We start from the raw sequence: 25,978 nt of genomic DNA on the forward strand, positions 1-25,978 counted from the left end.
CCTTGCGGGTTGAAAAAAGCGAAGTTCGCGAATAGGGCGAACGGGAAACGAGGCCGCCACGCGATGCGGCGGCATGAAAAACGTCACGAACCGCCAAACCAGTTGTAGCCCTGGTCGACCCAGTAGCCGCCCGGATACGAATTCGTGACGAAAATCTCGACGATGTGCTTCGGGTTCTTGTAGCCGAGCTTCGTCGGCATGCGCAGTTTCATCGGGAAACCGTATTTGGCGGGCAGGCGCTCGCCGTCGTAGTCGAAAGCGAGCAAGGTCTGCGGATGTAGCGCGGTGGCCATGTCGATGCTTTCGTAGTAGTTGTCTGCGCAACGAAAGCCCACGTATTTCGCTGTTAGGTCCGCATCGACACGACGCAGGAAGTGCGCGAACGGCGTACCGCCCCAGCGCCCGATCGCACTCCAGCCTTCCACGCAGATATGCCGTGTGATCTGCTCCGCGTGCGGCAGGGCATACAGCTCGGGCAGCGTCCACACGCGCTGGCCTTTCACGAGGCCGCTGAGCCGGAGCCGATAGTCGCCGGCATCGACAACAGGCGCCTCGCTTTCGCTATAGAACGCGTTGAAGGGAAACGGCCGCGTGATCTGGGCTTCGGTATAGGTGGGCGCGAGCCGTCTCGGGTCGAACAGCCAGGCCTGGACGCGATCGTTCAAACGCGAGACGGTGCTGAGGAACGTGTTGACCGACGCGTCGTCGGTGAGCGTGCAGCCGGTGAGCATCGCAAGACCGCCTAGCGTGAGCACGCGCTTGCCGAACAGGCGCCGCGACGGCATGTCGAGTTCGCGCCGGGCGTCGGCCAGGATCGCCGCGCGGTCGAGTTCGATGATCTTTCGATCTGGCGTTTTCATACGGAATCCTCATAAATCACGATGGAGGGCGTCAGGCGTGATGTCGCGCTGTGCGTTCAGCGCCCGCGCAGCATGGTGAGCAGCGAGCGCGGCACGAGCGCGACCATCGTCACGTGAACGAGCACGAAGGCGGCAAGCAGCGCCATCGCGCAAAAATGAACGACGCGCGCGCGGTCGTATCCGCCTATCAATTCGCGCAACAGCGGGAATTGCACGGATTTCCAGATCACGAGGCCCGAGAGCACGAGCACGAGAAGATCGGCGATCGCGACGAGATAGGCGAGCTTCTGCACGGCGTTGTACTGGCTCGGGTCGGCATGCGAAAGATGGCCCGTGAGCGCGGCGCGCAGATCCTTGAGCACGGCGCGCGCGCTCAGCGGGAAGAACTTCGTGCGCCACCTTCCGGTGGAGAGATTCATCGCGAGATAGAAGAGGCCGTTGAAAAACAGCAGCCACATGGCCGCGAAATGCCATTGCAGCGCGCCGCCAAGCCAGCCGCCCAGGGTGATCGGCGTGGGAATGACGAAGCCGGCAAACACCGGCGACGCATCGTAGATGCGCCAGCCCGAGAACATCATGACGAGCGCCGCAAGCGCGTTGAGCCAGTGCGTGACGCGCAGCCAGAGCGGCTGAATGGCGCGCGGGCGGCGCAGGCGGGTTTCGAGCGGAAGCGGTTCGCCGGTCGAGGTGTGCATGGCAATTCCTTTAGCGGATCGATGCCAGTGAATTCGCTCCGGCGCGGGTGGGGGTTACAGCGTGTCGACAAAAAATTTCGCGAGAGTGTCGGCTGAACAAAATATTCGTCTGCGCCGTAGCGCCTGTAACCCGATCGGCGCTGCGAACGAATTACCGCGAATGGACGCATATGTTTGCGTCACGCGGAGAATCCAGACGTGGGCTTGACCAATACATGGGCGATAGGGGGGAAAGCCGCCGCGGCCGGCGCGGAGCACGTTGTTGCGGTGCGGGGAGCGTTCGGCTACCCTCACGCCTGCGCTCATGCAATTGGGGGCGAATATGGCGGCATCTGCAAGCTGCCTGAAAGTTCGCCTTCGCGAGATCGCCCGAATACAACGCGCCCGTCAACGTATCGTCGCGACAACCCAGGACGACTTTTGCACTCCGCGGAAACCCGTCTAAAAGCGCTCTTCATCAGCGGTCTGGAAGGCGACGCAATCGCGTATCGAGACTTCCTCGAGGAACTCACGCGCCATTTGCGGGGCTACCTGCGCCGCCGCATTCCGCAGTTGCGCGACGACGTTGAGGATCTCGTGCAGGAGATCCTGCTCGCGGTCCACAACGCGCGTCACACGTGGCGTCCCGACGAACCGCTCACGGCGTGGGTGCACGCGATCGCCCGTTACAAACTGATGGACTTCTTCCGCTCGCGCGCACGCCGCGACATGCTCAACGATCCACTGGACGACCATACCGATCTCTTTGCCGCGCCCGACGACGAACCCGCGCAGGCGCGCCGCGATATCGGCAAGCTGCTCGAGGCATTGCCCGACAAGCAGCGCTTGCCCATCGTCCACGTGAAGCTCGAAGGGCTTTCGGTCGTGGAAACGGCGAAGCTCACGGGCCTCTCCGAGTCGGCGGTCAAGGTGGGCATTCATCGCGGGTTGAAAGCGCTCGCCGCGCGCATTCGGGGAGCGCGATGAAAACCGACGATCTGATCAACCTCCTGGCCACTGGCGTGATGCGCGTGGATCGCAAGGCCGCGCTGCGCCGCTTCGCACGCGCGCTGCCGCTCGGGTTCGCGGGCTCGGTCGTGCTGATGAGCGTGGTGTTCGGCGTGCGGCACGATCTCTGGAGCGTCGCGCACACGCCGATCTTCTGGGCCAAGCTTGCGCTCCCGTTCGGCGTGGCGCTGGCTGCCGCGCTCGCCGTCAGCCGCCTCGGGCGGCCTGGCCTGCGGGGCGGTTACGCGTGGGCGCTGGTGGCGCTGCCGTTCGTCGCCGTGCTGGCGGCCGCCTGGCTCGTGCTCGGCGACGCGCAGCCCGCGCAACGCGTGCCGCTCGTGCTCGGCCTCACCTGGCGCACGTGCCCGTTCAATATCGTGTTGCTTTCGGTGCCTACGTTCGCGGCCGTATTCTGGGCCGTGCGCGGTCTTGCGCCGACGAATCTGCGCGCGGCAGGCGCCGCGTCGGGGCTCTTTGCGAGTGCGCTCGCGACCATCGCATACTGCCTCCATTGTCCCGAGATGAGCCCGGCGTTCTGGAGCGTCTGGTATGCGATCGGCATGTTGCTGCCCGCCGGCGCAGGCGCATGGCTGGGGCCACGGCTGCTGCGCTGGTAGCGAGGCGGCGTTGGCCCCGCGCGTGTTGCCGGCTCAGGGCCGCCACGCCTCGCCGTCCGGGAAAACGTGTCGCTCCAGCGAATCCGGCTTCATTTCGATGCTGTAACCCGGCTTCTGAGGCGGCATGTACCGGCCATTGCGGATCACGACAGGATCCAAGAAATGCTCGTGCAGATGATCGACATATTCGAGCACGCGATTCTCCAGCGAAGCCGACACGCAGAGATAATCGAACAGCGAAATATGCTGCACGTACTCGCACAGGCCGACGCCGCCCGCATGCGGACAAACGGGCACGCCGAACTTCGCCGCCATCAGCAGCACGACGATCACTTCGTTCAGCCCTCCTAAGCGGCAGGCGTCCACCTGGCAGAAGTCGATGGCCTGCGCCTGCAGGAGCTGCTTGAACATCACGCGGTTATGGCAGTGCTCGCCGGTCGCAACACCAATCGATCCCAAACGACGGCGAATCTGGGCATGGCCGAGGATATCGTCGGGACTCGTCGGCTCCTCGATCCACCACGGATCGAATTCCGCGAGGCGCCGCATGTTGGCCACCGCTTCGTCCACGTCCCATACCTGGTTGGCGTCCATCATCAGCTTGAGGTTCTCGCCGATCTCCTCGCGCAAGATTCGCGCGCGCCGCACGTCTTCCTCGAGATCGGCGCCGACTTTCTGCTTGAAGTGCGTCCAGCCCAGCGCGACACCTTCGCGCGCGAGACGGCGGATCTTGTCGTCGTCGTAACCGAGCCAGCCAGCCGAGGTCGTATAGGCGGGGTAGCCTTGCGCGAGCATTTCCTTTTCGCGTGCGCCCTTGGTCTTCGCGTGGCGATGGAGCAGGGCCAGCGCTTCGTAGGGCGTGATCGCATCGGTCACGTAGCGAAAGTCGAGGCAACGCACGAGTTCTTCGGGGCTCATGTCGGCGAGCAGCTTCCACACCGGTTTGCCGACCGACTTCGCCCACAGGTCCCAAACCGCATTGACGACCGCCGCCGTGGCCAGATGAATCGCGCCTTTGTCCGGGCCGATCCAGCGCAACTGGCTATCGGACGTGAACGCGCGCCAGAATGCGCCCATATTCGCGGCGATGTCTTCGAGGCGCTTGCCCACCACGAGCGGTGCCAGCGCGTTGACCGCCGTCACGCAGATTTCATTGCCGCGCCCGATGGTGAACGTAAGGCCGTGACCCGCGAGTGCGTCCGGAGAATCGGTTTCGAGCGTGACGTAGGTGGCGGAGTAATCCGGCGCGGCGTTCATTGCGTCGGAGCCGTCGAGCGAGCGCGAGGTGGGAAAGCGAATATCCCGTACGGACAGCCTGGTGATGGTGGTCATCTGAACTCCCAATGAAGGACGCGTGCGTGAATTGCAAGGTACGCCAGTGAAACGGGAGAGCGGGGTAAGGGAAAACGAGGCGTCTTCCCGCGTTGACAATGCGATGTGTGCTACCTAGCATGCTAGCATGTCTTCTCGAAATCAAGCGTGCCGTGAGCTCTTCTCCCGATGTAGCAAGTGCCGCGAGCGATCCTTATGTCGCACTGCAAAAGATCAAGGACGGCGCGCGCGGCAGCCTGACCGACGCCGTTGAACAGGCGCTCAGAGAAGCGATCGTGACGCTTGCGCTGGAACCGGGAATGATGATCGACAAGATGGCGGTCTGCGAACGGATGGGCGTGTCGCGTTTTCCCGTTTCGGCCGCGTTGGCGAAGCTCGCCCATGCCGGTCTTGTCGAGGTATTGCCGCAACGCGGCACGCGCGTCAAACCCATCGCGCTCGACGATATCCGCCAGCATCTGTTCATCCGCAGCGCGCTCGAAGTCGAAACGGTGCGCGGCGTGGCGCGCATGCACGACCGGGCCACGATCGACGCACTCGCCGCGAATCTGGACAAGCAGCGCAGGGTCGCCGGCAACGGTCAACGGCTCTTGTTTCATGAGCTCGATCTCGCGTTTCACGAAATCCTGCTCGACGCGGTGAAACTGCCGCGCGTGAAAGAAATCGTCGCCGTATCGCGCAATGCGCTGGACCGCGCAAGGCAATTGCTGGCGAGTCCCGAGCGGCTCATGCATACGCTCGACGAGCACGAACGTATTTTCGAGGCCATTCGCGCCGGCAAGGCCGACGCGGCGGCAAAGGCGATGCACGAGCATCTCGACCAGGTGATCGCGGAATTGCACCGATCGGCAAAGGACCGGCCCGATCTTTTCGCGCCTTGAACCTGCGTTTTCGAATGAAGGCTTTTCAATTGCGTTTCACCTGTATGTCAACCGCTTCGTGCTGCGTCGCCAAGTCGCCGCACGTGGAATAAAAGGGCCCCGGCAATGTGTCTGGCTTCTCTTCACGGATTTGCGCCATGACGCCGCTCATTTCCGTCAACAAACTCAGCAAGCGCTTTCCCGGCGTGAGGGCGCTTCATGAAGTGCAATTCGAACTCATGGCGGGCGAGGTGCACGCGTTGATGGGAGAAAACGGCGCGGGCAAATCCACCTTGATGAAGATTCTCGCCGGCGTCTATACGCGCGATTCCGGCGACATTCTCTACGACGGCCAAAGCGTCGCGTTCGCGAGTCCGCGCGAGGCCCAGGCCGCGGGCGTGGGCATCATTCATCAGGAACTCCAGCTGATGAATCATCTGAGCGTCGCGCAGAACATCTTCATCGGCCGCGAACCGCGCGGTCGTCTGGGCCTCTTTCTAGACGAAGACAAGCTCAACGCGCAGGCGCGCGAGATCCTCGGCCGCATGCACGTCCCGCTCGATCCGCGCACCCTGGTCGGCTCGCTCACGGTCGCCAGCCAGCAGATGGTCGAGATCGCGAAGGCGCTTTCGTTCGATTCGCGCGTGCTCATCATGGACGAGCCGACCTCGGCGCTCAACGACGCCGAAATCGCCGAGCTTTTCCGCATCATTCGCCAGTTGAAAGCGCGTGGCGTCGGGATCATTTACATCTCGCACAAGATGGACGAGCTCAAGCAGATCTCCGATCGCGTCACCGTGCTGCGCGACGGCGAATACGTGGCAACGGTCTCGACCGCCGATACGAGCGTGCAGGCCATCATCGGCATGATGGTCGGCAGGACGCTCGCCGACGTCGCGCCTTATGAAGGGCCGCGCAGCGAAGGCGAAGTGGCGCTCGAAGTGAAGCATCTCAATGCGGGCCCGCTCGTGCGGGACGTGAGCTTCACGTTGCGCAAAGGCGAGATATTGGGCTTTGCGGGACTGATGGGCGCCGGGCGCACGGAGGTCGCGCGCGCCGTGTTCGGCGCGGACCCGATCGAATCCGGAGAAGTCTTCGTGAAAGGCGTGAAGGCGCCGATCAAAAAGCCGAGCGACGCGGTCGCGCACAGCATCGGTTACCTCTCCGAAGACCGCAAGCGCTTTGGTCTCGCGACGGGCATGGACGTCGAGTCGAACATCGTGATGTCCAATCTCGGCAAATTCCTGTCGATGAATCTGTTCCTGCGCCGCTCGCATATACGCTGGACGGCGTCGCATTTCATCAATCTGCTCGCCATCCGCACCCCTTCGGCTACGCAGCAGGTGCGCCTGCTCTCGGGTGGCAACCAGCAGAAGATCGTCATAGCGAAGTGGCTGGAGCGCGACTGTGACGTGCTGTTCTTCGACGAGCCGACGCGCGGCATCGATGTCGGCGCCAAGAGCGAGATCTACAAGCTGTTGCGCGCGCTTGCCGAGCAGGGCAAGGCGATCGTGATGATCTCGTCGGAACTTCCGGAAATCCTGCGCATGAGCGACCGGATCGTAGTGATGTGCGAAGGCCGTATCACTGGCGAACTTTCCGCCAGCGAGGCGACCCAGGAGCGCATCATGCATCTCGCGACGCAGCGCGAAACCTTGCAAGCGGCATGAGCCCGAGGTCGAACCCTATGACAACGCAACCGGATATGGCGGCACCGGCGGAACAGAAGCGGTCCACCGGCATCAAGGCGCGGTTTTTCTCGCCGACCACGCTGCAAAAGCTGCTCGCCTTCGCGAGCCTGATTCTCCTGCTGATCTTTTTCAGCTTCGCGTCGCCCGCCTTCATGCAGATGGACAATATCCTCGGCATCCTGCAGGCGACGGCCGTGAATGGCGTGCTGGCCATCGCGAGCACCTTCGTCATCATCACCGGGGGCATCGATTTGTCGGTCGGTACGTTGATGACTTTCACGGCCGTGATTTGCGGCGTGTTTCTCACCTACTGGCATCTGCCGATGTGGATGGGCGTGCTCGCCGCAATCGGAACCGGCGCGGTGTGCGGGACCATTTCGGGAACATTGACCGCGAAAATGAAAATCCCGCCCTTCATCGCGACGCTAGGCATGATGCTGCTGCTAAAGGGGCTTTCGCTCGTCGTCTCGGCCGACAAGCCGATCTATTTCACTGAAACCGAAAACTTCTACATGATTTCGCAGGATTCGCTGATCGGCTATTTCCTGCCCAGCGTGCCCGTGCCCAACGCAGTGCTGATCCTGTTCGTGCTCGCCGTGCTCAGTTCGATCACGCTAAATCGCACGGCACTCGGCCGCTATACGTTCGCACTCGGCAGCAATGAAGAGGCCGTGCGTCTTTCCGGCGTGAATGTGGATCGCTGGAAGATCGCGATCTATGGCCTTGGCGGTGCGATCTGCGGTATTGCAGGACTCCTGATCGCTTCGCGCCTGAACTCGGCGCAGCCGGCGCTCGGGCAGGGCTACGAACTGGAAGCCATTGCGGCCGTCGTCATAGGCGGCACGTCGTTGAGCGGCGGCTCGGGTACGATCGTCGGCACGATCATCGGCGCGTTCATCATGAGCGTGCTGACCAACGGCCTGCGCATCATGTCGGTCGCGCAGGAGTGGCAGATCGTGGTGACCGGCCTCATCATCATTCTGGCTGTCTACGCGGACATCCTGCGGCGCAGGCGCAGTCGATAGGGAAAGCAAAAGAAGAAGCAAGCAAAGAACGGGGAGCAAGAACAGGCTCCCTCAATGGCTGGAGGTCAATGGCCCACCTTAGGAGGAGAGACGTCATGTTGAAAAGAAGACTCATCAGTGCCGTGATCGGGATCGGCGCGCTCGTGGGCGCGACCAGTTCGACATATGCTGAGGAACCCTACATTCCGATCATCTCGAAGGGCTTTCAGCATCAGTTCTGGCAAGCCGTGAAATCCGGTGCGGAACAGTCGGCGAAGGCGAACAACGTCAGGATCACGTTCGAAGGCCCGGAAACGGAGGCCATGGTCGACAAGCAGATCGACATGCTATCGGCTGCACTCGCGAAGAAGCCGCAGGCGATCGGGCTTGCCGCGCTCGACAGCAAGGCCGCCATTCCGCTGCTCAAGCGCGCGCAGGCCAGCAAGATACCCGTGATCGCGTTCGACTCGGGCGTCGACAGCGATATTCCGCTGACCACGTGCACCACGGATAACCTCGCCGCCGCTGCGCTCGCCGCAGACAAGATGGCCGAGCTGATCGGCAATTCGGGCGAAGTCGGCGTGATCGTGCACGACCAGACGAGCCGCACGGGCATCGACCGCCGCGACGGCTTTGTTAACCAGATCAAAACGAAGCATCCTGGCATCAAGATCGTTTCGGTGCAGTACGGCGCGGGCGACCACCTGAAGTCGGCGGAAATCGCCAAGGCCATGATTCAGGCGAACCCGAACCTCAAGGGCATTTTCGGCGCCAATGAAGGCTCGGCGGAAGGCGCGGCGATCGGCATCAAGGAGTCGGGCAAGAAGCTCGTGTTGATTGGCTACGACTCGGGCAAGGACCAGAAGGAGGCCATCATGTCCGGCCTGATGGCGGGCGCGATCACGCAGAATCCGGTGGGCATCGGCAAGTGTGTCGTCGATTCCGCGGCGAAGGCGCTGAAGGGCGAAAAGCTGCCGAAGAAGATCGACACGGGCTTTTTCTGGTACGACAAAACCAATATGAACGACCCGAAGATCGCTGCCGTGCTTTACGACTGATTCTGGTCGAACAGTTTTATGCAGGACGAGAGGAAGAGCCGAGGCTCTTCCTCTTTTTGTTCCAATGGCGGGCGCCAGAACTTCTGGAGTGCCGGCTGCGCTTTCGACGCGAATCATGCGCTGGACGGTCGCGCTGGGGACGCGATGCGTTGTCTGGCGATCAGTGTCGCGTGGCGGCGGAACGCAAAGCTGCGTTCGACAGAGACCGGACCATTGCGCAGCGCGACCCGCAACGCCGACAAGTCTCCCACTCGAGGGCAAGAAGCGCTTCAAAGCATCGTTGCGGCTGAGGACCGCCTGCAGCGTCCGACTGCCTCGGAGATATCGCGGAGTAACTGCGACACCATTGAGGAAAATTAAGACTTATCTGATTCTCATTGAATTCGCTCTTCTGCGGTCTCTTTACATTCGAAGCGACCTGCAACGTGACGTGCAATTGTGCTCTTTGCTCTCCGATGGGCGTTCAACAGGGAACACAAAAAGGCAATCGAATAGCTATCTAGATATTACAAATTGCCAACACAATTGTTATTTTGTTGATACTCTGAAAGTAGAGGCTGATGTGAGGTCATCGTTTCCGATTAATCATTTTCTGATTCCGGCTGCTGACGGCCACAACCTGGCGCTCTGGAGGGTATCGGAAAACGTCGGGCCGGCTGTCATCCTGACCCATGGCACATTCTCGAATCAACGCTCGTGCCGCGGCCTTGCCGAACACCTCGCGACTCGCGGGTTCTCCCCGTGGATCCTGGAATGGCGCGGGCACGGTGCCAGCGAGCGACCCAGGAATCATGCCTTTACACTGGAGGACGTAGCGCGGTTCGATCTGCCTGCGGCGTTTGAAGCGGTACAGCACGCCGCAGGGCAGGAAAGGGTGTTTCTGATCGGACATAGTGGTGGTGGATTGGCGGCCTGCATGTGGATCGCGAAAAACCCTGCCGAAGCCAGGCAGCGTCTGCGTGGGCTTGTTCTGATGGCTGCGCAGGCAACGCATGCCGCTCCGGGATTCAGACAACGCATACTGCTGCAGTTGATCAATGGCTATCTCTCCGGACGCAAGACTGCGCCAGGTCACCGTATCGGTATCGGCCCCGAAGCGGAAAGTGCCAGACTCATGCAACAGTGGTGCACGTGGAACCTGTTACGCGAATTTCGTGGTAGAGACGGATTCGACTTCATCGAAGCGCTAGGTCATGTCGATCTACCCGTCCTCGCACTGGCGGGAGCCGGCGACTGGTTTATTGCTCCCCCCGAAGGCTGTGAAGCGCTGGCCTCCGCTTTTGGCAGCAGGGATACGACGTTCTACCGTTGCGGCAAATCAGATGGCTTCAGCGAAGACTACTCGCACGCGCGCCTGATCATTTCACAACCCGCAAGCCGTGAAATCTGGCCTTTGGTCGAAAAGTGGCTGTCAGAGAGCGGTAGAAATCTCAAGGCCTGCAGCAAGTGCTTTAGTTGACTAGTTGGGTCTGCAAAGCTCGACCCTCGGCTGGGATACCCCGAGGAAGCAATGGCCAAGGAGCTGGAAATCAATGGATTTGCCAATCGTTGCACTTGACTCTTGAAACCACACTGGCGCACGAACCGGGACGCGCGATGCTGTCGGGAGGAACAGGCGGGTCGTTGGCACTGAATCCGGATCGGGCTGAGTCAGATGGGTTGGCGAGCGAAGGGGTAGCGCGGCCTCCGAACCTATCGTCGCCGTTCAGTTGGGCCTGGCGGGTGGCACGTAGACCAGTCCAACCCCGCGTCAGCGTACCACCAGGATCAGTCCGCCTCCACCCGCACCGCCACTTCCATACGATGCGCGCCGCCGCCGAGAATGACGCCGCGAATCAGCGAAACATCGCTGTAATCGCGCCCGATGGCGAGCGTGACGTGGCCCTGATCGGCGAGCACGTCGTTGGTCGGATCGAGATCGAACCAGCCTGCCGAAGACGCCGCCGGCACATACAGCGACACCCACGCATGCGAAGCGTCCGCGCCGATCATCGGCGAAGCGCCCGCGGGGGGATCGTTGCGCAGATAGCCGCTCACATAACGCGCGGCGAGCCCGATCGAGCGCAGGCAGCCGATCATTACCTGGGCGAAGTCCTGGCACACGCCGTGACGCAATTCGAATGCGCGCGCGGCGGGGGTGTCGAATGCCGTCGCCGATGGGCGGTACGCGAAATCGGCGTGAATGCGATGCATCAGGTCGATCGCGCCGGCCAGAACGGGCGTGCCCGGCGCGAAGCTCTCCAGCGCATAGGCACGCAATTCGGGCAACAAGTCGATATTCGGCGAGGCGAAGCAGAATTCGGACTCCGGATGAAAGGCGCCGCCCGCCGTATAACGCAGCAGCCGCGCGACGTCTTCCCAGGCCGGCGTGTCGTCTGCATCGAGCGAAGCGTAGCGCGGCGAGAGCAGCACGCTCGTCACGCTCGTCATCTGCAGATAGTCGTGGGGCGCGTCGAACGAGAAGTAGAGCACCTCGTTGCCGAATGCATCGTGGCGGCTCGTCTGATACGACGGCGACGGCTCGATGGACTCGCGATGCGCGAGCACGCGCTGCCATGGAAGATCGAGCGGGCGGATCGTCGCGAGATGCTGCGCGGTCTCGACGAGCGTCGAATAGCGGTAAGTGGTGCGGTGCGTGACCGCGAGGCGCGTGCCGCTCATGACCAGACCTGCGCGGCGAGCGGCACGGCATGGCTGAACCAGCGGGCGCTGATCTCGTTCGACGCCGCGGCCATGCGTTCGGCGAGACTGTCGCACAGTGCGGTGAGCGCGGGATAACGGCCGTCGTCGCCGGGCTCGCACAGCGCCTCGAGCGACGGCAGCGCCTCAATGGGCGCGAGTTGCGAAGCGAATGGCTCGCGCCTCGGTCCGCCCGCTGCCTGCGCGATTTCGTCGAGTCTCGCCCGCAGCCGCGCGTAGACCCCATAAAGGCCGCGCGGATTGGTCGGGTCCGTCACGATCAGGTCGAGCAGGGCGGGCACTTCGAAGCGCCCCGGATACAGCGAGCGATACGTGAGCGTGCTGTCGAACAGTTGCAGCAGCACGTCGAAGCCCGCAGGCGTGGCGAGCGTGCGTTCGTGCGCCGCGATGCGGAGCATCGTCGCCAGTGCCGCCACGCGCTCGATATGGCGTCCCGCGAATAGGAGGCGCCACGCTTCGTCGCGGGTCATGCGGTCGCCCTGGCAACCGCTGATCGCGCTCAGTTGCGTGGCGAGCGCATCGAGCGCGCCCATCAGCGCCATGCGGTCGTAAGGCGTGCTGCGTCGGAATTCGATGGCCGCACCATGACGCTGCGGCGCCGCCGCGGGCACGAGCGATAGCGCGTGAAGCGCGTCGCGGAAGTCGTTGCGCGCGGCGAGTACGTTGCGCCAATGGTCGCTAGACAGCCGGCCGCGAATCTCCCCGCAGGCGTACGCCTGGCTCGCGAGCGTTCGGCCGATGCCCGTTGCGCCCGCTTGCTCGTGCAGATTGGCGACGAGCGCGCGCTCGAAGTCGTCGAGGTCTCGGCGCGCTTCATCGCCCGTGGCTGGCACGAGGCCGTTCGCGGCGGCGAGTTCGAGGAAGGTGCCGAACAGCTCTTCCGCGTCGCTGCCTTCGAGCGAGCCGAGAATCAGCCGGCACAGGCGCACGCCGTTCTCGGCGCGCTCGCCGTAGCGTCCCGCCCAGAAGAGATTTTCCGCGGCGCGGCTAGGCACGCGGCGGCGTTCGCGGCGCAGGTCGCCGGGCTTCATCGGGCTCGGCAGGAGCGTGAAAGTCGAACCGGGTTGGCTCGACAGCACCCAGGTATCGACGCTGCTTCCACCCATCTGCATCGATACGGACTCCTGATGCTCTGCGGCGAGGCGCGTAAAACCACCTGGCAGCACGCGCCAGCTGCATTCCTGATCGGCGATCGCATAGACGCGCAGGACAGCGGGCCGCGCGCCGAGCATGCCGGCGCCGTTTTCGTAGCGCGGCGTATAGCTGTAGCGCAGCGGCTGCTGGATCGTGAAGGCGTCGGGCAATGGCTCGATACGCTCGCGCCAGGCGGCGAGCGTTTGCTGCCCGGCCGCGAGACCGGGCGGCGAAGACAGCGCGCGCGGGCCGCCCGGCCAGGTCGGTACGAGCAGCGCTTCGGGCACTTGCGCGAGCGCGTCGCGCCAGGCCGCGTCCTCGCCGCACCACCAGGTGGCAACGCCCGGTAGCGCGAGCGGCTCGCCGAGCAGCGCCTGCGCGATGCCTGGCAGGAAGCCGTGCAGAGCGGGCGATTCGACAAACCCCGCACCGGGCACATTCGAGACCATCACATTGCCCGCCCGCATGACCTGCAGGAGCCCCGGCACGCCGATGGTCGAGTCGGCGCGCAGTTCGACGGGATCGCAGAAGTTGTCGTCCAGCCGGCGCAGTACGCCGTGCACGCGTTCCAGACCGCCCAGCGTTTTCAGGTACAGCATGTCGTCGCGCACCGTGAGGTCCTTGCCCTCGACCAGCGTGAGGCCAAGATAACGCGCGAGGAACACATGCTCGAAATAGGTCTCGCTGAAAGGCCCGGGCGTGAGCAGAACGATATGCGGGGAAGCGCCGCTCGCGCCGTCTACGCCAGGTTCGTCGGCGCTCATGATCGCGCGCGCGGCCGCGGCGAGCGTGGCGATGAGCTGCGAATACAGAGGCGCGAGCCGGTGCACTCGCATGGTGCGAAACGGTTCGGCGAACAGGCTCGAAACGATCAGCCGGTTCTCCAGCAGATAGCCGAGCCCCGAAGGCGCCTCCGTGCGATGCGAGACGACGGTCCACTGGCCTTCGGGCGAGCGCGCGAGGTCGAGGGCGACGATCTGCAGATACTGGCGTCCGGGCGGCACGAAGCCTTTCACGGCGCGCAGATAGCCGGGATGCCCGAACACGAGCGCAGGCGGCAGCAGGCCGCGCGCGAGCAGCGTCTGCGGTCCGTAGATATCGGCGACGATCTCGTTGAGCAGGCGCGCGCGCTGCGCCACGCCATGCTCGATACCGGCCCATTCGTTTTCGTCGATGATGAACGGCAGCACGTCTAGCGCCCATGGGCGAGGGCCGCCCGGGTCCGCGTAGACGTTGTAGGTGATGTCGTTCTCTCTCACCTGGCGCGCGACCGAGGCCGCCGCGCTGTCGAATCCCGCCACGCCCGGCTTGCCGATCAGCGCGAAGAACTGCCGCCACGGCTCGCGCAGCTCACCGTCCGGCGTGCGCAGTTCGTCCCAGTGCCCGGCCCGCACGGGCAGCGTGCGCAGCGGCGCGAGCGCCAGCGCGTCGCTGGCGGAGGAATCGAACGGCAGGGCGGATTGAGTCGGCAAGATCGTGGGTCGTCGCGGCGCACCTCGCGGGCAAGGTGCGCCTTCGGTTGGGTCTCTCGACGTGTTATCGGCCGGAATCAGCCGCGCCGCAGATCCAGTGTGAACGGAAATTCGAGGCTGCGCTCGGGTGGCGCCACTTCCACGGCGCCTGGCGTATGCCCGGTCGTGAAGAAGCGTGCGCGACGCCGGGCCTCTGCCTCATAAGCGTTGACCGGAAACGTCTGATAATTGCGGCCGCCCGGATGCGCAACATGATACTGGCATCCGCCGATCGCGCGGGCGCTCCAGGTATCGACGATATCGATCGTGAGCGGCGCGTGCGCGCCGATGGTCGGGTGCAGCGACGACGCCTGTTGCCACGCCCGAAACCGCACGCCCGCCACGCTCTCGCTCACGCGCCCGGTGGGCTGGAGCGGCAGCGCGCGGCCGTTCACGGTGACCACATGACGGTTCTCGTTGATGCCGAGCACGCACACTTCGAGCCGCTCCACCGAAGAATCGACATAGCGCACCGTGCCGCCGGCCGCGCCTTCCTCGCCCATCACGTGCCACGGTTCGAGCGCGTGGCGCACGGCGAGCGCGATGCCCGCGGTCTGCAACTCGCCCACCAGCGGAAAGCGGAACTCGAAATGCGGCGCGAACCAGGCGGGATCGAGCGCGAAGCCCGCCGCGCAGGTTTCGGCGAGCACATCGTCGAAGTCCATCTGCACGAAGGTCGAGAGCATGAAGCGGTCGTGCAGTTCGGTGCCCCAGCGCGTTAGCCGCTGCGTGTACGGCGTTTGCCAGAAGCGCGCGACGAGCGAGCGCAGCAGCAGTTGCTGCGCGAGGCTCATGCGCGCGTGCGGCGGCATTTCGAAGCCGCGCAGTTCGAGCAGGCCGAGGCGGCCGGTCGGGCCGTCGGGCGAGTAGAGCTTGTCGATGCAGAACTCGGCGCGGTGCGTGTTGCCGGTCACGTCGATGAGGATGTTGCGCAGCGTGCGGTCGACGAGCCAGGGCGGCACGCGCGGGCCGTGGTCGAACGGGCTCCCGAACCCACGCAGCAGATCGACCTGGCGCTGGATCTCGGCGAACGCTATCTCCAGTTCGTACACCTGATCGTTGCGCGCCTCGTCCACGCGCGGGGCCTGGCTCGTCGGGCCGATGAAGAGGCCCGAGAACAGATAAGAGAGCGACGGATGGTTGTGCCAGTACGCTATGAGGCTCGCGAGCAGGTCGGGGCGGCGCAGGAAGGGGCTGTCGGCTGGCGTCGCGCCGCCGAGCACGAAGTGATTGCCGCCGCCGGTGCCGGTGTGGCGCCCGTCGAGCATGAACTTCTCGGTGGAGAGCGCGGTTTCGTGCGCGGCCTGATAGAGGAATTCGGTGCGCTCGACCAGCTCGTCCCAGTTGGACGACGGGTGGATGTTCACCTCGATCACGCCGGGGTCGGGCGTGACCTGGAGCATTTTCAGGCGCGGGTCGCGCGGCGGCGGATAGCCTTCGATCACGACGGGCAGCGCGAGGTCGGCTGCGGTGGCTTCGACGGCGGCCAGCAGGTCGAGGTAGTCATCGAGCTCGGCGAGCGGCGGCATGAAGACGTGCAACTGGCCTTGCGCGCGGCCGAACGAGGCAGCCTCGGCCTTCGGCCCCGCGGCGCGCGCGGGGTCGCGCACTTCGACGCACAGAGCGGTGCGGTGGATCCAGGCGGCGGATTCGCCGCGCTCGGGGTAGCGGTTTGCATCGGGCGCGTGGGGGCCTCGCGCGCCTTCGGTAGACGCGGCCCCGCCTGCGCTTTGCGCGTGCCGCGATTGCGCAGTCGCACCGAAGCCCGACTCGTACTGCATGCGCAGCCCGGCGGCGCTGCGCAGCGACGCCGGCGCGGCGAACGGATCGCGCGCGTGCTGCCACGGGTAATCGCCCGCCGCAACCCACGGCAGCGAATCGAGCGGCAGCCGGTAGCCCATCGGCGAGTCGCCGGGCATCAGGTACATGCGCTCGTCGCGGAAGAACCACGGGCCGCTTATCCAGCGCGGACCTTCCAGGGCGGGCTGAGCCTGCGAGGCCGACGATGCATCGCCGCGCTCGCAGGCAAGCGGCAACACGTAGCCGGTCACGGTGTCGAGACCCGCGTCGAACACGCGGCGCAGCCGCATGCGCTCGAGTTCGTCGTCGAGACGCGAGTCGAACGGATCGACGTTCACGGGCAGGCGGCGCTCGCGCCACAGGTAATACCAGGTGTCCTCGTAGCCGGGCTGCACATGCTGCGGATCGACGGCGAGCTTCGCGGCGAGATGGGCGATGAAGCGCTGTGCGTCTTCCGCCGTATGGTGAGCGGGCGAGCGCTCGTCGGCGAAGAGCGCAGGGTCGCGCCAGCAGGGCTCGCCGTCGGCACGCCAGAAGAGCGAGAGCGCCCAGCGCGGCAACTGCTCGCCCGGATACCATTTGCCCTGCCCGATGTGCAGAAAACCCAGTGCGCCGTAATGCGCGCGCAGCTTGTCCATCAGCGCGATCGCGTAGCGGCGCTTGGTGGGGCCTAGCGCGTCGGTGTTCCATTCGGGCGCGTCGCGGTCGCCCGCCGCCACGAAGGTCGGCTCGCCGCCCATCGTGAGGCGCACGTCATGGCTTGCGAGCGCCGCATCCACCTGGATACCCATCGCATGCATGTCCGCCCATTGCGCTTCGGTGTAGGGCTTCGTCACGCGCGGCGTTTCGAGCACGCGCGCAATCGACATCGAATGCGAGAACTCGACTTCGCAATCGTCGAGCGCGCCCGAGATCGGCGCGGCGCTGCCGGGCTCCGGCGTGCACGCCACCGGAATATGGCCTTCGCCCGCGAGCAGCCCCGAAGTCGGATCGAGCCCGATCCAGCCCGCGCCCGGCAAATAGACCTCGCACCACGCGTGGAGATCGGTGAAATCGGCTTCGGCGCCGCGCGGGCCGTCGATTGCCTTGACGTCGGGCGTGAGCTGCAGCAGGTAGCCCGAAACGAAGCGCGCCGCGAGCCCGAGCTGGCGCAGCGTCTGCACGAGCAGCCAGCCTGTGTCGCGGCACGAGCCGGAACCTTTCTCCAGCGTTTCCTCGGGCGTCTGCACGCCCGGTTCCATTCGGATCAGGTAGCCGATCTCGCGTTGGAGGCGCTGGTTCAGGTCGACGAGGAAATCGATGGTCACGCGCGGCGTGCGATCGATCGTCTCGACGAACGCGGCGAAGCGCGGCGTCGGCTCTGCGCGCACCAGATAGGGCGCAAGCTCCGCGGCCAGCTCCGGCGTGTAGGCGAACGGGAAACGCTCGGCGCTCGGCTCCAGAAAGAAGTCGAACGGGTTATAGACCGCCATTTCCGCGACCAGATCGATCGTCACGCGGAACTCGCGCATCGGCTCGGGAAACGCGAGCCGCGCCTGATAGTTGGCGAACGGATCCTGCTGCCAGTTGACGAAATGATCGGCGGGCTCCACGCGCATCGAGTACGAAAGGATGGGCGTGCGGCAGTGCGGCGCGGGGCGCAGCCGCACCACGTGGGGCGCGAGTTTCACGAGCCGGTCATAGTGGTACTGCGTGACATGGTTTAACGCGACACGGATGGACACACCCGACTCCTCGATCGACGTGGATGGAACGGCTCGAAACGCACAACAGCCGCACGGCGCAGCGTGCGTATGATGCAGACGGCGTGAGTGCCGGATATGACAGCGGCGGCCATGCGACTGGAAGGCACGCGGCGTGCTGCGCGAGGCATGGCAGCACGGGCGGCCATCACGGGAATGCGGCAATGAAGACCTTTCACTGCGATCACTGCAACCAGCTGGTGTTTTTTGAAAACGAGCGCTGCGAACGCTGCGAGGCGCGCCTGGGCTACGTGCCGCAGACAGGCGAGATGCACGCGTTCGAAGAGGCGGGCGAGGGCCGCTGGCGCATTGTGCATGGACCGGAGCAGGGCGAGGGCGCGCTCTTTCGCCAGTGCCATAACTACGCGGTCGAGAACGTGTGCAATGGCATGATCCCCGCCGATTGCGCGGACACCCTGTGCCACGCCTGCCAGTTCACGCGCACGATCCCCAACCTGACGCGGCCGGAGAACCGCCTTTACTGGTATCGACTGGAAACGGCCAAGCGGCGCCTGCTCTACACGCTGGGCGTGCTCGGCCTGCCGCTCGTCACGCGCGCGGAGGATCCCGAGCATGGCCTGCAGTTCGAGTTTCTCGAACAAACGGGCGACGGCCAGTCCATCATGACCGGCCACGATCACGGCGTCATCACGATGAACATTGCCGAGGCTGACGACGCGCATCGCGAGCGCACGCGCGTTTCGCTGCACGAGCCATATCGCACCTTGCTGGGGCATTTTCGCCACGAGGTCGGCCATTACTATTTCGAGCGCCTCATCGCGCGGGAGCCGACGCGGCGCTGGCTCGAACCGTTTCGCCGCCGCTTCGGCGACGAGCGCACCGACTACGCCGCGGCGCTCGCCGCGCATTACGCCGACGGCCCCGCGCCCGGCTGGGCGGAGCGCCACGTGAGCGCGTATGCCTCCGTGCATCCGTGGGAGGACTGGGCCGAGACGTGGGCCCACTACCTGCATATCGTCGATACGCTGGACACCGCAACGGCCTGCGGCCTCGCGCTCCTGCCCGAAAGCCCCGACGAGCCGATGCTCGTCGATCAGACTCCGGTGGACGAGGCGAGCTTCGACAGCCTGATGGCGCGCTGGTTTCCGCTCACCTACGTGCTCAACAGCCTGAACCGCAGCCTCGGCATGCCCGACGGCTATCCGTTCGCGTTGGCGACGCCCGTCATCGACAAGTTGCGGTTCGTTCATCGTGTGATCTCGGCTTCGTCGGTTCGTTCGTGATCCTGATCGATGGACTAGCGCTCCAGCACCCAGGTGTCCTTGGTGCCGCCGCCCTGCGAGGAATTGACGACGAGCGAACCCTCGCGCAGCGCGACCCGCGTGAGGCCGCCGGGCACCATGCGCACCTCCTTGCCGGAGAGCACGAACGGACGCAGATCGATGTGACGCGGCGCGATTCCCGCCTCGACCCAGGTGGGGCAGGTGGAGAGCGAGAGCGTTGGCTGCGCGATGTATTTGTCCGGGTTCGCGAGGAGCGCCGCGCGGAATTCCTCGATCTCGGCGCGCGTGGAAGCCGGGCCGATCAGCATGCCGTATCCACCCGCGCCGTGCGTTTCCTTGACGACCAGGTCCGGCAGATGGTCGAGCACGTATTGCAGGTCGTCGGGCTTGCGGCACATCCACGTGGGCACGTTCTTGAGAAGCGGCTCCTCGCCCAGATAGAAGCGCACCATGTCGGGCACGTAGGGGTAGATCGACTTGTCGTCGGCCACGCCCGTGCCCACTGCGTTGCACAGCGTCACGTTGCCCTTGCGGTAGACGTTCATCAGGCCCGCCGCGCCGAGCGACGAATCGGCGCGGAAGACGAGCGGATCGAGGAAGTCGTCGTCCACGCGCCGGTAGATCACGTCCACGCGCTGCGGACCCTGCGTCGTGCGCATGTACAGGTAGTCGTTCTCGACGAACAGGTCCTGGCCTTCCACTAGCTCGACGCCCATTTGCTGCGCGAGGAACGCGTGCTCGAAATAGGCCGAGTTGTACATGCCCGGCGTGAGGACCACGATGGTCGGGTTGTCGGCGCCGGCAGGCGCCGCGGCGCGCAGCGTATCGAGCAGCAGGTCGGGGTAGTGCGCGACCGGCGCGATGCGATTGCGCACGAACAGATCGGGAAAGAGCCGCATCATCATCTTGCGGTTTTCGAGCATGTACGAGACGCCGGAGGGCACGCGCAGGTTGTCCTCCAGCACGTAGAACTCGCCCGCGTCGGCGCGCACGATGTCGATGCCCGCGATATGCGCATAGATGTCGTGCGCGACGTTGACGCCCTGCATCTCGGGGCGGTACTGCGCGTTGCTCAGGATCTGGTCGGCGGGCACGATGCCGCTCTTCACGATCTGCTGCTCGTGGTAGATGTCGTGGATGAAGCGGTTGAGCGCATTCACGCGCTGACGCAAGCCAAGCTCCAGCGCGTTCCACTCCTGCTGCTGAAAAATGCGTGGAATCACATCGAAGGGAATCGTGCGCTCGGTGCCCGCGCCCGAGACATCCTTTTCGCCATAGACGGCGAAGGTGATGCCCACGCGCCGGAAGATGGCATCGGCTTCACTGCGCTTCTTGAGCATCTGCTGCTCGCTCTGGCTGCGCATCCACGCGAAGAATTCGCGGTAGTGGGCGCGCGGCGCGCCGGCCTGTGCGAACGCCGTGGCGGCGAGACCGCGAACGTCGAATTCCCCGTGTTCGAACATCTCGTTGAAGAATGTTTGCGTCATATCCGTTTTTCCGTTCGCTGCTTATGCGCGCGACTTCTACGCGCTGTTTCCGGCTGATTCCGCCCCCAGCCCGAATCGACGGCTACTCTCGATCGATGACGCCTGTTGCCGATTTCGCGTGTGTCGGCTTGCTCCCCGCGAGCCGTGCCGATCGACGCTTCGACGCATTTGCCTGATCAAGAAGACCTGAGACGCGCGCCCCCCCATACGGGCAAGTTCGCTCGAGTGCGCGCGCCGTGCGCAACTGCCGCTACGCCGGTGATCGGGCTGCGACGTGGGCAATGCAACTTCCATGCCGATGCTGGGGCATAGCGTGTTTCATGGCATCGGCTGTGGCGCGCAACGAGCCGTGCGAGGGAGCTTGAATGGCGATTCGCCCGCAGGCGTCGCGCGGCACTTTTTCGATGCGCGGCGCCGCCGGGCTGCGCAAAGGGGAGATGCCCGGTTTTGGTGCGCAGCGGAGATCAGGATGCGATGCCGGGTTCGTCGATGGCGCGCTTCACGCCGCGGGGCTCGCTTGCCAGGGCGTCGGGGCCGGCACGGCGCACGGGGCCTCCACGTCGATCGACTTGAAGTTGGCCGGGCTCACGATTTCGAGGTACTCCATGTCGGGCGAGTAATCAAAGAGGTAATGGGCGATACCCGGCGCCTGGTGCACGCAGTCGCCGGCTTCGACGAGTGTTTCCTTGTCGCCGTACATGAAGCGCGCCCAGCCCTTGAGCATGAAGACAATATGAAAGTCTGCCTCATGGCGGTGCCAGCCCGTGCCCAACTCCGGCGCAAGATTTGCCCTGACAAGCTGCGCGATCACCTTCCCGTGCGTGGCGTCGGCGATTCCCAGGTCACGATAGACAAAGAGGTCGCGCAGCCCGCCGCCCTCGAATGAGGTGTCCTGCGGCTTGACGTGCGAAAAGCGGGTGGCAAGTCCGGTTTGCATGACAGGTCTCCGGTGGGATCAGGGTGAAAGGGCGGAGGAATGCCAAGCATGAGATGTTCCAGCGCGAAATGCGCTGGCGGGCGCAAGCTCCGCCGTCGCCGCTGCATCCCGCTGAGCGTTTAGCCTCCTGAGGGGCCGCCAGGGGTGTGACCGGGACGCCCCACTTGCAGATGCCGCCAGATGATGATCGCCGCCGTCTGTGCAAATGCCGTTGCCAGTTTGCGATCGAGTGGCGAGGGTTCACGGGGCATTTCGAAGTACATGGCAAGTGAGCCCACGAGATTGCCTTCCGATGTCTCGACCGGGAAGGACCAGCAGCCGCGATAGCCGAACCGTTGCGCCAGCCATCTCCATGGCTCCCAGCGCGGTTCGAGTAGCACATCGCGCGTAATGACCGGGGTGCCCGTCGCGACGGCGAGCCCGCAGGCGAGGGACTCCGGCGAAATGCGGAATCCGTCCACACAGCGGGCGTAGTCGTCCGACATGCCCACCACGTGTCGCAGGACGTCGCCGTCGGCGATGTAAAACGCGCAGCGACGCGCATCATCGGCCTGAGTGACGAGTGCGCGGATCAGGATGCCCAGCGACGCGTCAAGCGACGCCCCATTCATCGCCGACTTGAACGCTTCGTTCTGGGCCGAAAGCCACGCCTCGTTCAGGCGCAGCGCGCTCTCGGCCCGATTGCGCTCGGTGATGTCGGCATAGGTGACGGCGACGCCTGCTATTGCGCCCACCTCGGATATGTACGGCCAGGTCTTTCGCAAAAAGCAGCGTTGATTGGCGCCATTTACGACAGCCTCCCGCGGTTCGGCGCCGTCGAGGACACTGCGTATGTCACCCACAAAAGTCCTGTCCCGAAATCTCGGAACGAGATCCTCGATGTTGCGGCCGATATCGTTCGACGTCAGCGGAAACAGTTCGCACATCGCAGGCGTGAACCAGCGGAGTTCCGCCTTCCGGTCAAGAAACATGGTCATGATGGCACCGGACAGCAACACACGGCTTTGCATCGCCAGTTGCCCGATATTCGCCTGGAGTCGGCAGTTCGCTTCGTTGAGGTCCTCGTTGCTTTCATTCAACTGTTCGTTGGACGCCTGCAGTTCTTCATTGAGTGCCAGCAGTTCTTCATTGAGTGCCAGCAGTTCTTCTTTGGACGCCTCCAGTTCTTCACGCGACACGCGAAATTCGTTCTGCCAGTCCACGGAGTCATTGGTCTGCGGGGCCGGTAGCTCTGGCGCGCCGGCGCCGTCATCGGGCTGCTCCAATGAACCTTGACCACGTATGAAAGACACCAGCATCCGGTCCCAGACGGCGTCCTCCGAGGTTTGCAGGGGCGTCAGCCGGACACTGAGGGACGCTTTTCCGGTCCCGCGGTCGTACAGTCCCGTGAGCGTGACAGGCACGCGCTCGGCGAACGCCTGCTGTATGGAAAGTCGAAGGTGCGCTGACCACTGCCGCGGTACGAGCTCCGGAAGGCTCAGCGTCGGTTCGCCTGCTGGCAGGCTGAGAACCTCGCTGGCCTCGCCGTAGACGCGCAGGACGCTGCCTTCGTCGTCAATGAGCACGCACGGCACATGGAACTGTTCCAGCGCAACGCGAAGCGCCGTTGCGTGGTGGGGCCCGATGGTGGCGGCGGGTTTTGGCAGCGCCGGTCTGCGCGGCGGGCTCATCTGGCCGACTTTCCGGTAGATCTTCCATTCCCTCGACACGGTGGCGAAGGCCTGCCGTTCGAGCGAGTACGGCTCGCTCTTCCCGAGGAAAAGAAAACCGCCCATCCGCAACGCGCCATGGAGGACATGCAGCACGTGGTTGACGCTCTCCGGCTCAAGGTAGAAAAGCAGGTTCCGGCACGTAATCAGGTGAAGGCCGGAAAACGGCGGATCGGCGAGAAGATCATGCGGGGCAAATACCAGCCTTTCGCGCAGATGGCGCTTCACCCGGAATGCGGAATCGACCTGATAGAAAAACCGCGTCCGGCGTGCAGCGGATATCGCCGCCAGGGCATCTGCCCGGAACACACCACGGCTGGCTTTCGCGACCAGCTCTGGCGCTGCATCGGTCGCGAAGACCTGGAAATTGCCGCGTCGGCCGCTCCCGTCTGAGATTTCATCGAGAAGCATCGCGACCGAGTAGGCCTCCTCGCCGGTGGAACACGCCGGCGTCCAGACTCGCACGGGGTTCTTTCCCGCATTCGTTATCAGAGGCACGAGCACATCCGATCGGAGCACTTCCCACGCCTTCGCATCGCGAAAGAATTCCGTCACATGGATCGGAATACCACGCATTAGTGCTTCCAGTTCGACGGGGTCGTCCTCGACGAGCGACGCGTAGTCGTCGAACGCCCAGATCTTGCGCGTGTCCATGCGTTGCTGGATACGCCAGAACAGCGGTGAAGGCTTGTATCCGCTTAAATCAAAACCGCTGCGCTGCCGGATCAGGTCGATAATGCGGCCGAGCGTTCCGGACATCTCGCCTTTCCAGTCCACCGACCGTTCGGGTCTTGTGTACCGGGGATCGGCGCAAGCCACGAGTTGATGTCCGATCGCTCCGACGGTAAGCACATGATCGTGAATCCCACGCTGCATGACGGCGTTGGGCATGCCGTCATGCGTCGCCGTAAGCGGATCCTGAACGATCACGACCCCGTCTGCTTCGCGGATGCAGATGGCTCCTGCTGTCCCGTCCATGCCGGTGCCGGAAAGGATCACGGCAATATGACGGGGACCGGCGTGCCGCGCGAGGCTTTCCAGAAATGTGTCGATCGTATCAATGCCAGGTCGCCGCCCGCCGCCATCAGCCGGCCTGGTCCGGAACGCACCATGCTCGATTGTCAGAATATGAGCCGGCGACGGCAGGTAGACGCAGCGCGGCTGGGGGACGGTTCCGTCGGCAGCGGCAAGGACGGGCATGGAGGTCCATCCGGCGACAAGTTGCCCCAAACGACTGCATTCCCCCGTCGGCAGATGCTGCAGTACGACGAACGCGTACGGCAACCTGGCAGGCAGCGTCTCGAACAACTTCTGCAAGGCGGTGATGCCGCCGGCCGATGCACCGATTGCGACGATTGGTGTCATTGAAGACATGTCGTCAACAAGCCCATACGGTTCAGCCATGATCGGCTCCTGCGATACGGCGCCTGTTCACGTGTCGAGCGTGGAGCTAGCTACCGTGAAAACTATTGTAGCGGGCAATGCAGGCTCTCGCGGCTGTCCAGGACCCCGTGGAGGATCGTCACCGGAAGCGGGGAGGTCATTGAAAAATGGATTGACGCCGGCGGCAAAGAACGCCAAACCAGTTACCAGGCGGTGCAGCGGCGTCGACACGAGCGTGACTACCGCCGCGGTGGCTCACGTACGAGGGCACAACGGATTGCGAGTGGACCGAACAATCATTTTGGCGTGCGTTTTGCGCCTGCTCGCAGCCGCTGGATTTGCGCCAGCACCACCCGGTGATCGTAGGGTTTCGATAGCGCGGGGCCCTCATCGCATAACCGTGCGGCTCTTTCGACAGACCCGGCAATGCTTGCAGCCAGGATCACCCGGATGTCGGGAAATCGCCCTCGTATCCACTTCGCCAGGGCGAATCCGCTGCGCTCTTCACCCCCGACGTCCGCCAGCACGATATCGACGGCTGAAGGATCGTCGGCGAGCAGGGATCGGGCCTCGCCGCTGTCAACCGCCTCCATGACGAGGTACCCGCATTCGCGCAGATATTCTGCAAGCGGAGTGCGAACGCATATGTCTGCGTCAACGATCAGAATGTTAGGTACACTCACGAATGCCCTTTGGGTGGAAGCCGGTCCAGCACTGAAAGAAGCAACGCCACCGTGTGTGCCAGACTGTATGGCTTCGCGACGAACAGCACCGCTGGCAGGTTCCCGGCGAGCGCCGTGTCGCCGGAAGTGAGGATGACGGGAATGCCGGGATGGTCGCTGGCGATCAGCGCAGCCAGCTCTCGACCGTCAACCTTGCCCGGCATCTGAATATCGGAAAACACGAGGTCGACCGTGCCACCAGCGCGGATATAGGCCAGCGCGTCATCTGCGCAACTCGCCTCGATCACGCCAAAGCCCACCGCACGTAGTGCTTCGGCCAGGGCCAGGCGGACGAGGACGTCATCCTCTGCGATCAGGATCTGAGCGACGCCCGGCTCGGGCAGCGGTTGAGGTATCATCGATTTCCCCGGAAAGCACGAAGAGACAGCATCTGTCGTTCCCGCCTGGTGAGAGTGTTTGTCGCTGCGCTGCGGGCCGGTCGTCGTTCCGGCAGCCCGGTTGATGCTTCGACAGGGCCCGTGAATCTATCGAAGTTTCGGCATGT

The 25,978-nt window shown here is 64.1% G+C and carries 19 protein-coding genes; 8 read left to right on the forward strand and 11 right to left on the reverse strand.

The genetic code is table 11. The features are described 5' to 3' along the window. Positions 1 to 83: 83 nt before the first annotated feature. Together BMI01S_RS17415 and BMI01S_RS17420 are read right to left on the reverse strand one after the other, a co-directional pair. Positions 84 to 860 (reverse strand): molybdopterin-dependent oxidoreductase, encoded by a 777-nt coding sequence (locus BMI01S_RS17415; RefSeq protein WP_028231221.1) that lies wholly within the window; start codon positions 858 to 860, stop codon positions 84 to 86. 56 nt (positions 861 to 916) lie between these two features. Continuing rightward, entirely contained in the window at positions 917 to 1,555 is a 639-nt protein-coding gene (locus BMI01S_RS17420; RefSeq protein ID WP_028231222.1) for a cytochrome b/b6 domain-containing protein, read from the reverse strand. Between the two features lie 420 nt (positions 1,556 to 1,975). On the opposite strand from BMI01S_RS17420, the gene BMI01S_RS17425 reads away from it, so the two are divergent. Both BMI01S_RS17425 and BMI01S_RS17430 read left to right on the forward strand, forming a co-directional pair. Then, a complete protein-coding gene (locus tag BMI01S_RS17425; protein WP_028212377.1) occupies positions 1,976 to 2,521 on the forward strand; it encodes a sigma-70 family RNA polymerase sigma factor in 546 nt (181 codons plus the stop codon). Continuing rightward, the gene (locus tag BMI01S_RS17430; protein WP_028231223.1) at positions 2,518 to 3,159 is read left to right on the forward strand and encodes a DUF1109 domain-containing protein; all 642 of its coding nucleotides are present in this window, start codon (positions 2,518 to 2,520) and stop codon (positions 3,157 to 3,159) included. Before BMI01S_RS17425 ends, BMI01S_RS17430 begins: the two co-directional genes overlap by 4 nt. Positions 3,160 to 3,192: 33 nt before the next feature. Here BMI01S_RS17430 and BMI01S_RS17435 read toward each other — a convergent pair whose 3' ends face one another. Beyond that, positions 3,193 to 4,491 carry an L-fuconate dehydratase gene (locus BMI01S_RS17435; RefSeq protein WP_028231224.1) on the reverse strand — a complete coding sequence of 433 codons (1,299 nt, stop codon included), beginning with the start codon at positions 4,489 to 4,491 and terminating at the stop codon, positions 3,193 to 3,195. A 119-nt stretch (positions 4,492 to 4,610) separates the two neighbouring features. Between BMI01S_RS17435 and BMI01S_RS17440 the strand changes: the two genes are divergently transcribed. From BMI01S_RS17440 to BMI01S_RS39080, 5 genes are all read left to right on the forward strand, one after another. Further along, positions 4,611 to 5,372, forward strand: a complete 762-nt coding sequence (locus BMI01S_RS17440) for a GntR family transcriptional regulator (RefSeq protein ID WP_028212380.1) — start codon at positions 4,611 to 4,613, stop codon at positions 5,370 to 5,372. 137 nt (positions 5,373 to 5,509) lie between these two features. Further along, complete coding sequence (locus BMI01S_RS17445; protein WP_028231225.1) at positions 5,510 to 7,021, forward strand: sugar ABC transporter ATP-binding protein; 1,512 nt, start codon at positions 5,510 to 5,512, stop codon at positions 7,019 to 7,021. 17 nt (positions 7,022 to 7,038) lie between these two features. Continuing rightward, entirely contained in the window at positions 7,039 to 8,067 is a 1,029-nt protein-coding gene (locus tag BMI01S_RS17450) for an ABC transporter permease (RefSeq protein ID WP_028212382.1), read from the forward strand. A 95-nt stretch (positions 8,068 to 8,162) separates the two neighbouring features. Continuing rightward, complete coding sequence (locus tag BMI01S_RS17455; RefSeq protein WP_028212383.1) at positions 8,163 to 9,104, forward strand: ABC transporter substrate-binding protein; 942 nt, start codon at positions 8,163 to 8,165, stop codon at positions 9,102 to 9,104. Between the two features lie 346 nt (positions 9,105 to 9,450). Next, positions 9,451 to 10,563, forward strand: a complete 1,113-nt coding sequence (locus BMI01S_RS39080) for an alpha/beta fold hydrolase (protein WP_208460973.1) — start codon at positions 9,451 to 9,453, stop codon at positions 10,561 to 10,563. 308 nt (positions 10,564 to 10,871) lie between these two features. Here the strand turns inward: BMI01S_RS39080 and BMI01S_RS17465 are convergent, their stop codons facing one another. The 3 genes from BMI01S_RS17465 to BMI01S_RS17475 form a co-directional block, all read right to left on the reverse strand. Continuing rightward, positions 10,872 to 11,765, reverse strand: a complete 894-nt coding sequence (locus BMI01S_RS17465) for a transglutaminase family protein (RefSeq protein ID WP_028231226.1) — start codon at positions 11,763 to 11,765, stop codon at positions 10,872 to 10,874. Further along, positions 11,762 to 14,410 carry a circularly permuted type 2 ATP-grasp protein gene (locus tag BMI01S_RS17470; protein ID WP_028231227.1) on the reverse strand — a complete coding sequence of 883 codons (2,649 nt, stop codon included), beginning with the start codon at positions 14,408 to 14,410 and terminating at the stop codon, positions 11,762 to 11,764. The genes BMI01S_RS17465 and BMI01S_RS17470 overlap by 4 nt, the downstream gene beginning before the upstream one ends. Positions 14,411 to 14,487: 77 nt before the next feature. After that, positions 14,488 to 17,973 (reverse strand): transglutaminase family protein, encoded by a 3,486-nt coding sequence (locus BMI01S_RS17475; protein ID WP_028231228.1) that lies wholly within the window; start codon positions 17,971 to 17,973, stop codon positions 14,488 to 14,490. Positions 17,974 to 18,155: 182 nt separating this feature from the next. Between BMI01S_RS17475 and BMI01S_RS17480 the strand changes: the two genes are divergently transcribed. Next, the gene (locus tag BMI01S_RS17480) at positions 18,156 to 19,235 is read left to right on the forward strand and encodes a zinc-binding metallopeptidase family protein (protein WP_028212387.1); all 1,080 of its coding nucleotides are present in this window, start codon (positions 18,156 to 18,158) and stop codon (positions 19,233 to 19,235) included. Positions 19,236 to 19,249: 14 nt separating this feature from the next. Here BMI01S_RS17480 and BMI01S_RS17485 read toward each other — a convergent pair whose 3' ends face one another. The 5 genes from BMI01S_RS17485 to BMI01S_RS17505 form a co-directional block, all read right to left on the reverse strand. After that, entirely contained in the window at positions 19,250 to 20,722 is a 1,473-nt protein-coding gene (locus BMI01S_RS17485) for a circularly permuted type 2 ATP-grasp protein (RefSeq protein ID WP_028212388.1), read from the reverse strand. 499 nt (positions 20,723 to 21,221) lie between these two features. Then, on the reverse strand, positions 21,222 to 21,659 hold the full coding sequence (locus tag BMI01S_RS17490; protein WP_028231229.1) for a cupin domain-containing protein: 438 nt from the start codon (positions 21,657 to 21,659) through the stop codon (positions 21,222 to 21,224). A gap of 119 nt (positions 21,660 to 21,778) precedes the next feature. After that, positions 21,779 to 24,772, reverse strand: a complete 2,994-nt coding sequence (locus BMI01S_RS17495; RefSeq protein ID WP_042290010.1) for a CheR family methyltransferase — start codon at positions 24,770 to 24,772, stop codon at positions 21,779 to 21,781. A gap of 275 nt (positions 24,773 to 25,047) precedes the next feature. Further along, positions 25,048 to 25,434, reverse strand: a complete 387-nt coding sequence (locus BMI01S_RS17500) for a response regulator (RefSeq protein WP_028231231.1) — start codon at positions 25,432 to 25,434, stop codon at positions 25,048 to 25,050. Beyond that, positions 25,431 to 25,832 (reverse strand): response regulator, encoded by a 402-nt coding sequence (locus BMI01S_RS17505; protein WP_036019205.1) that lies wholly within the window; start codon positions 25,830 to 25,832, stop codon positions 25,431 to 25,433. The genes BMI01S_RS17500 and BMI01S_RS17505 overlap by 4 nt, the downstream gene beginning before the upstream one ends. Positions 25,833 to 25,978: the final 146 nt, after the last annotated feature.

The organism is Paraburkholderia mimosarum LMG 23256 = NBRC 106338 (assembly GCF_000739815.1).
In the GTDB taxonomy this organism is placed as follows: Bacteria; Pseudomonadota; Gammaproteobacteria; order Burkholderiales; family Burkholderiaceae; genus Paraburkholderia; species Paraburkholderia mimosarum.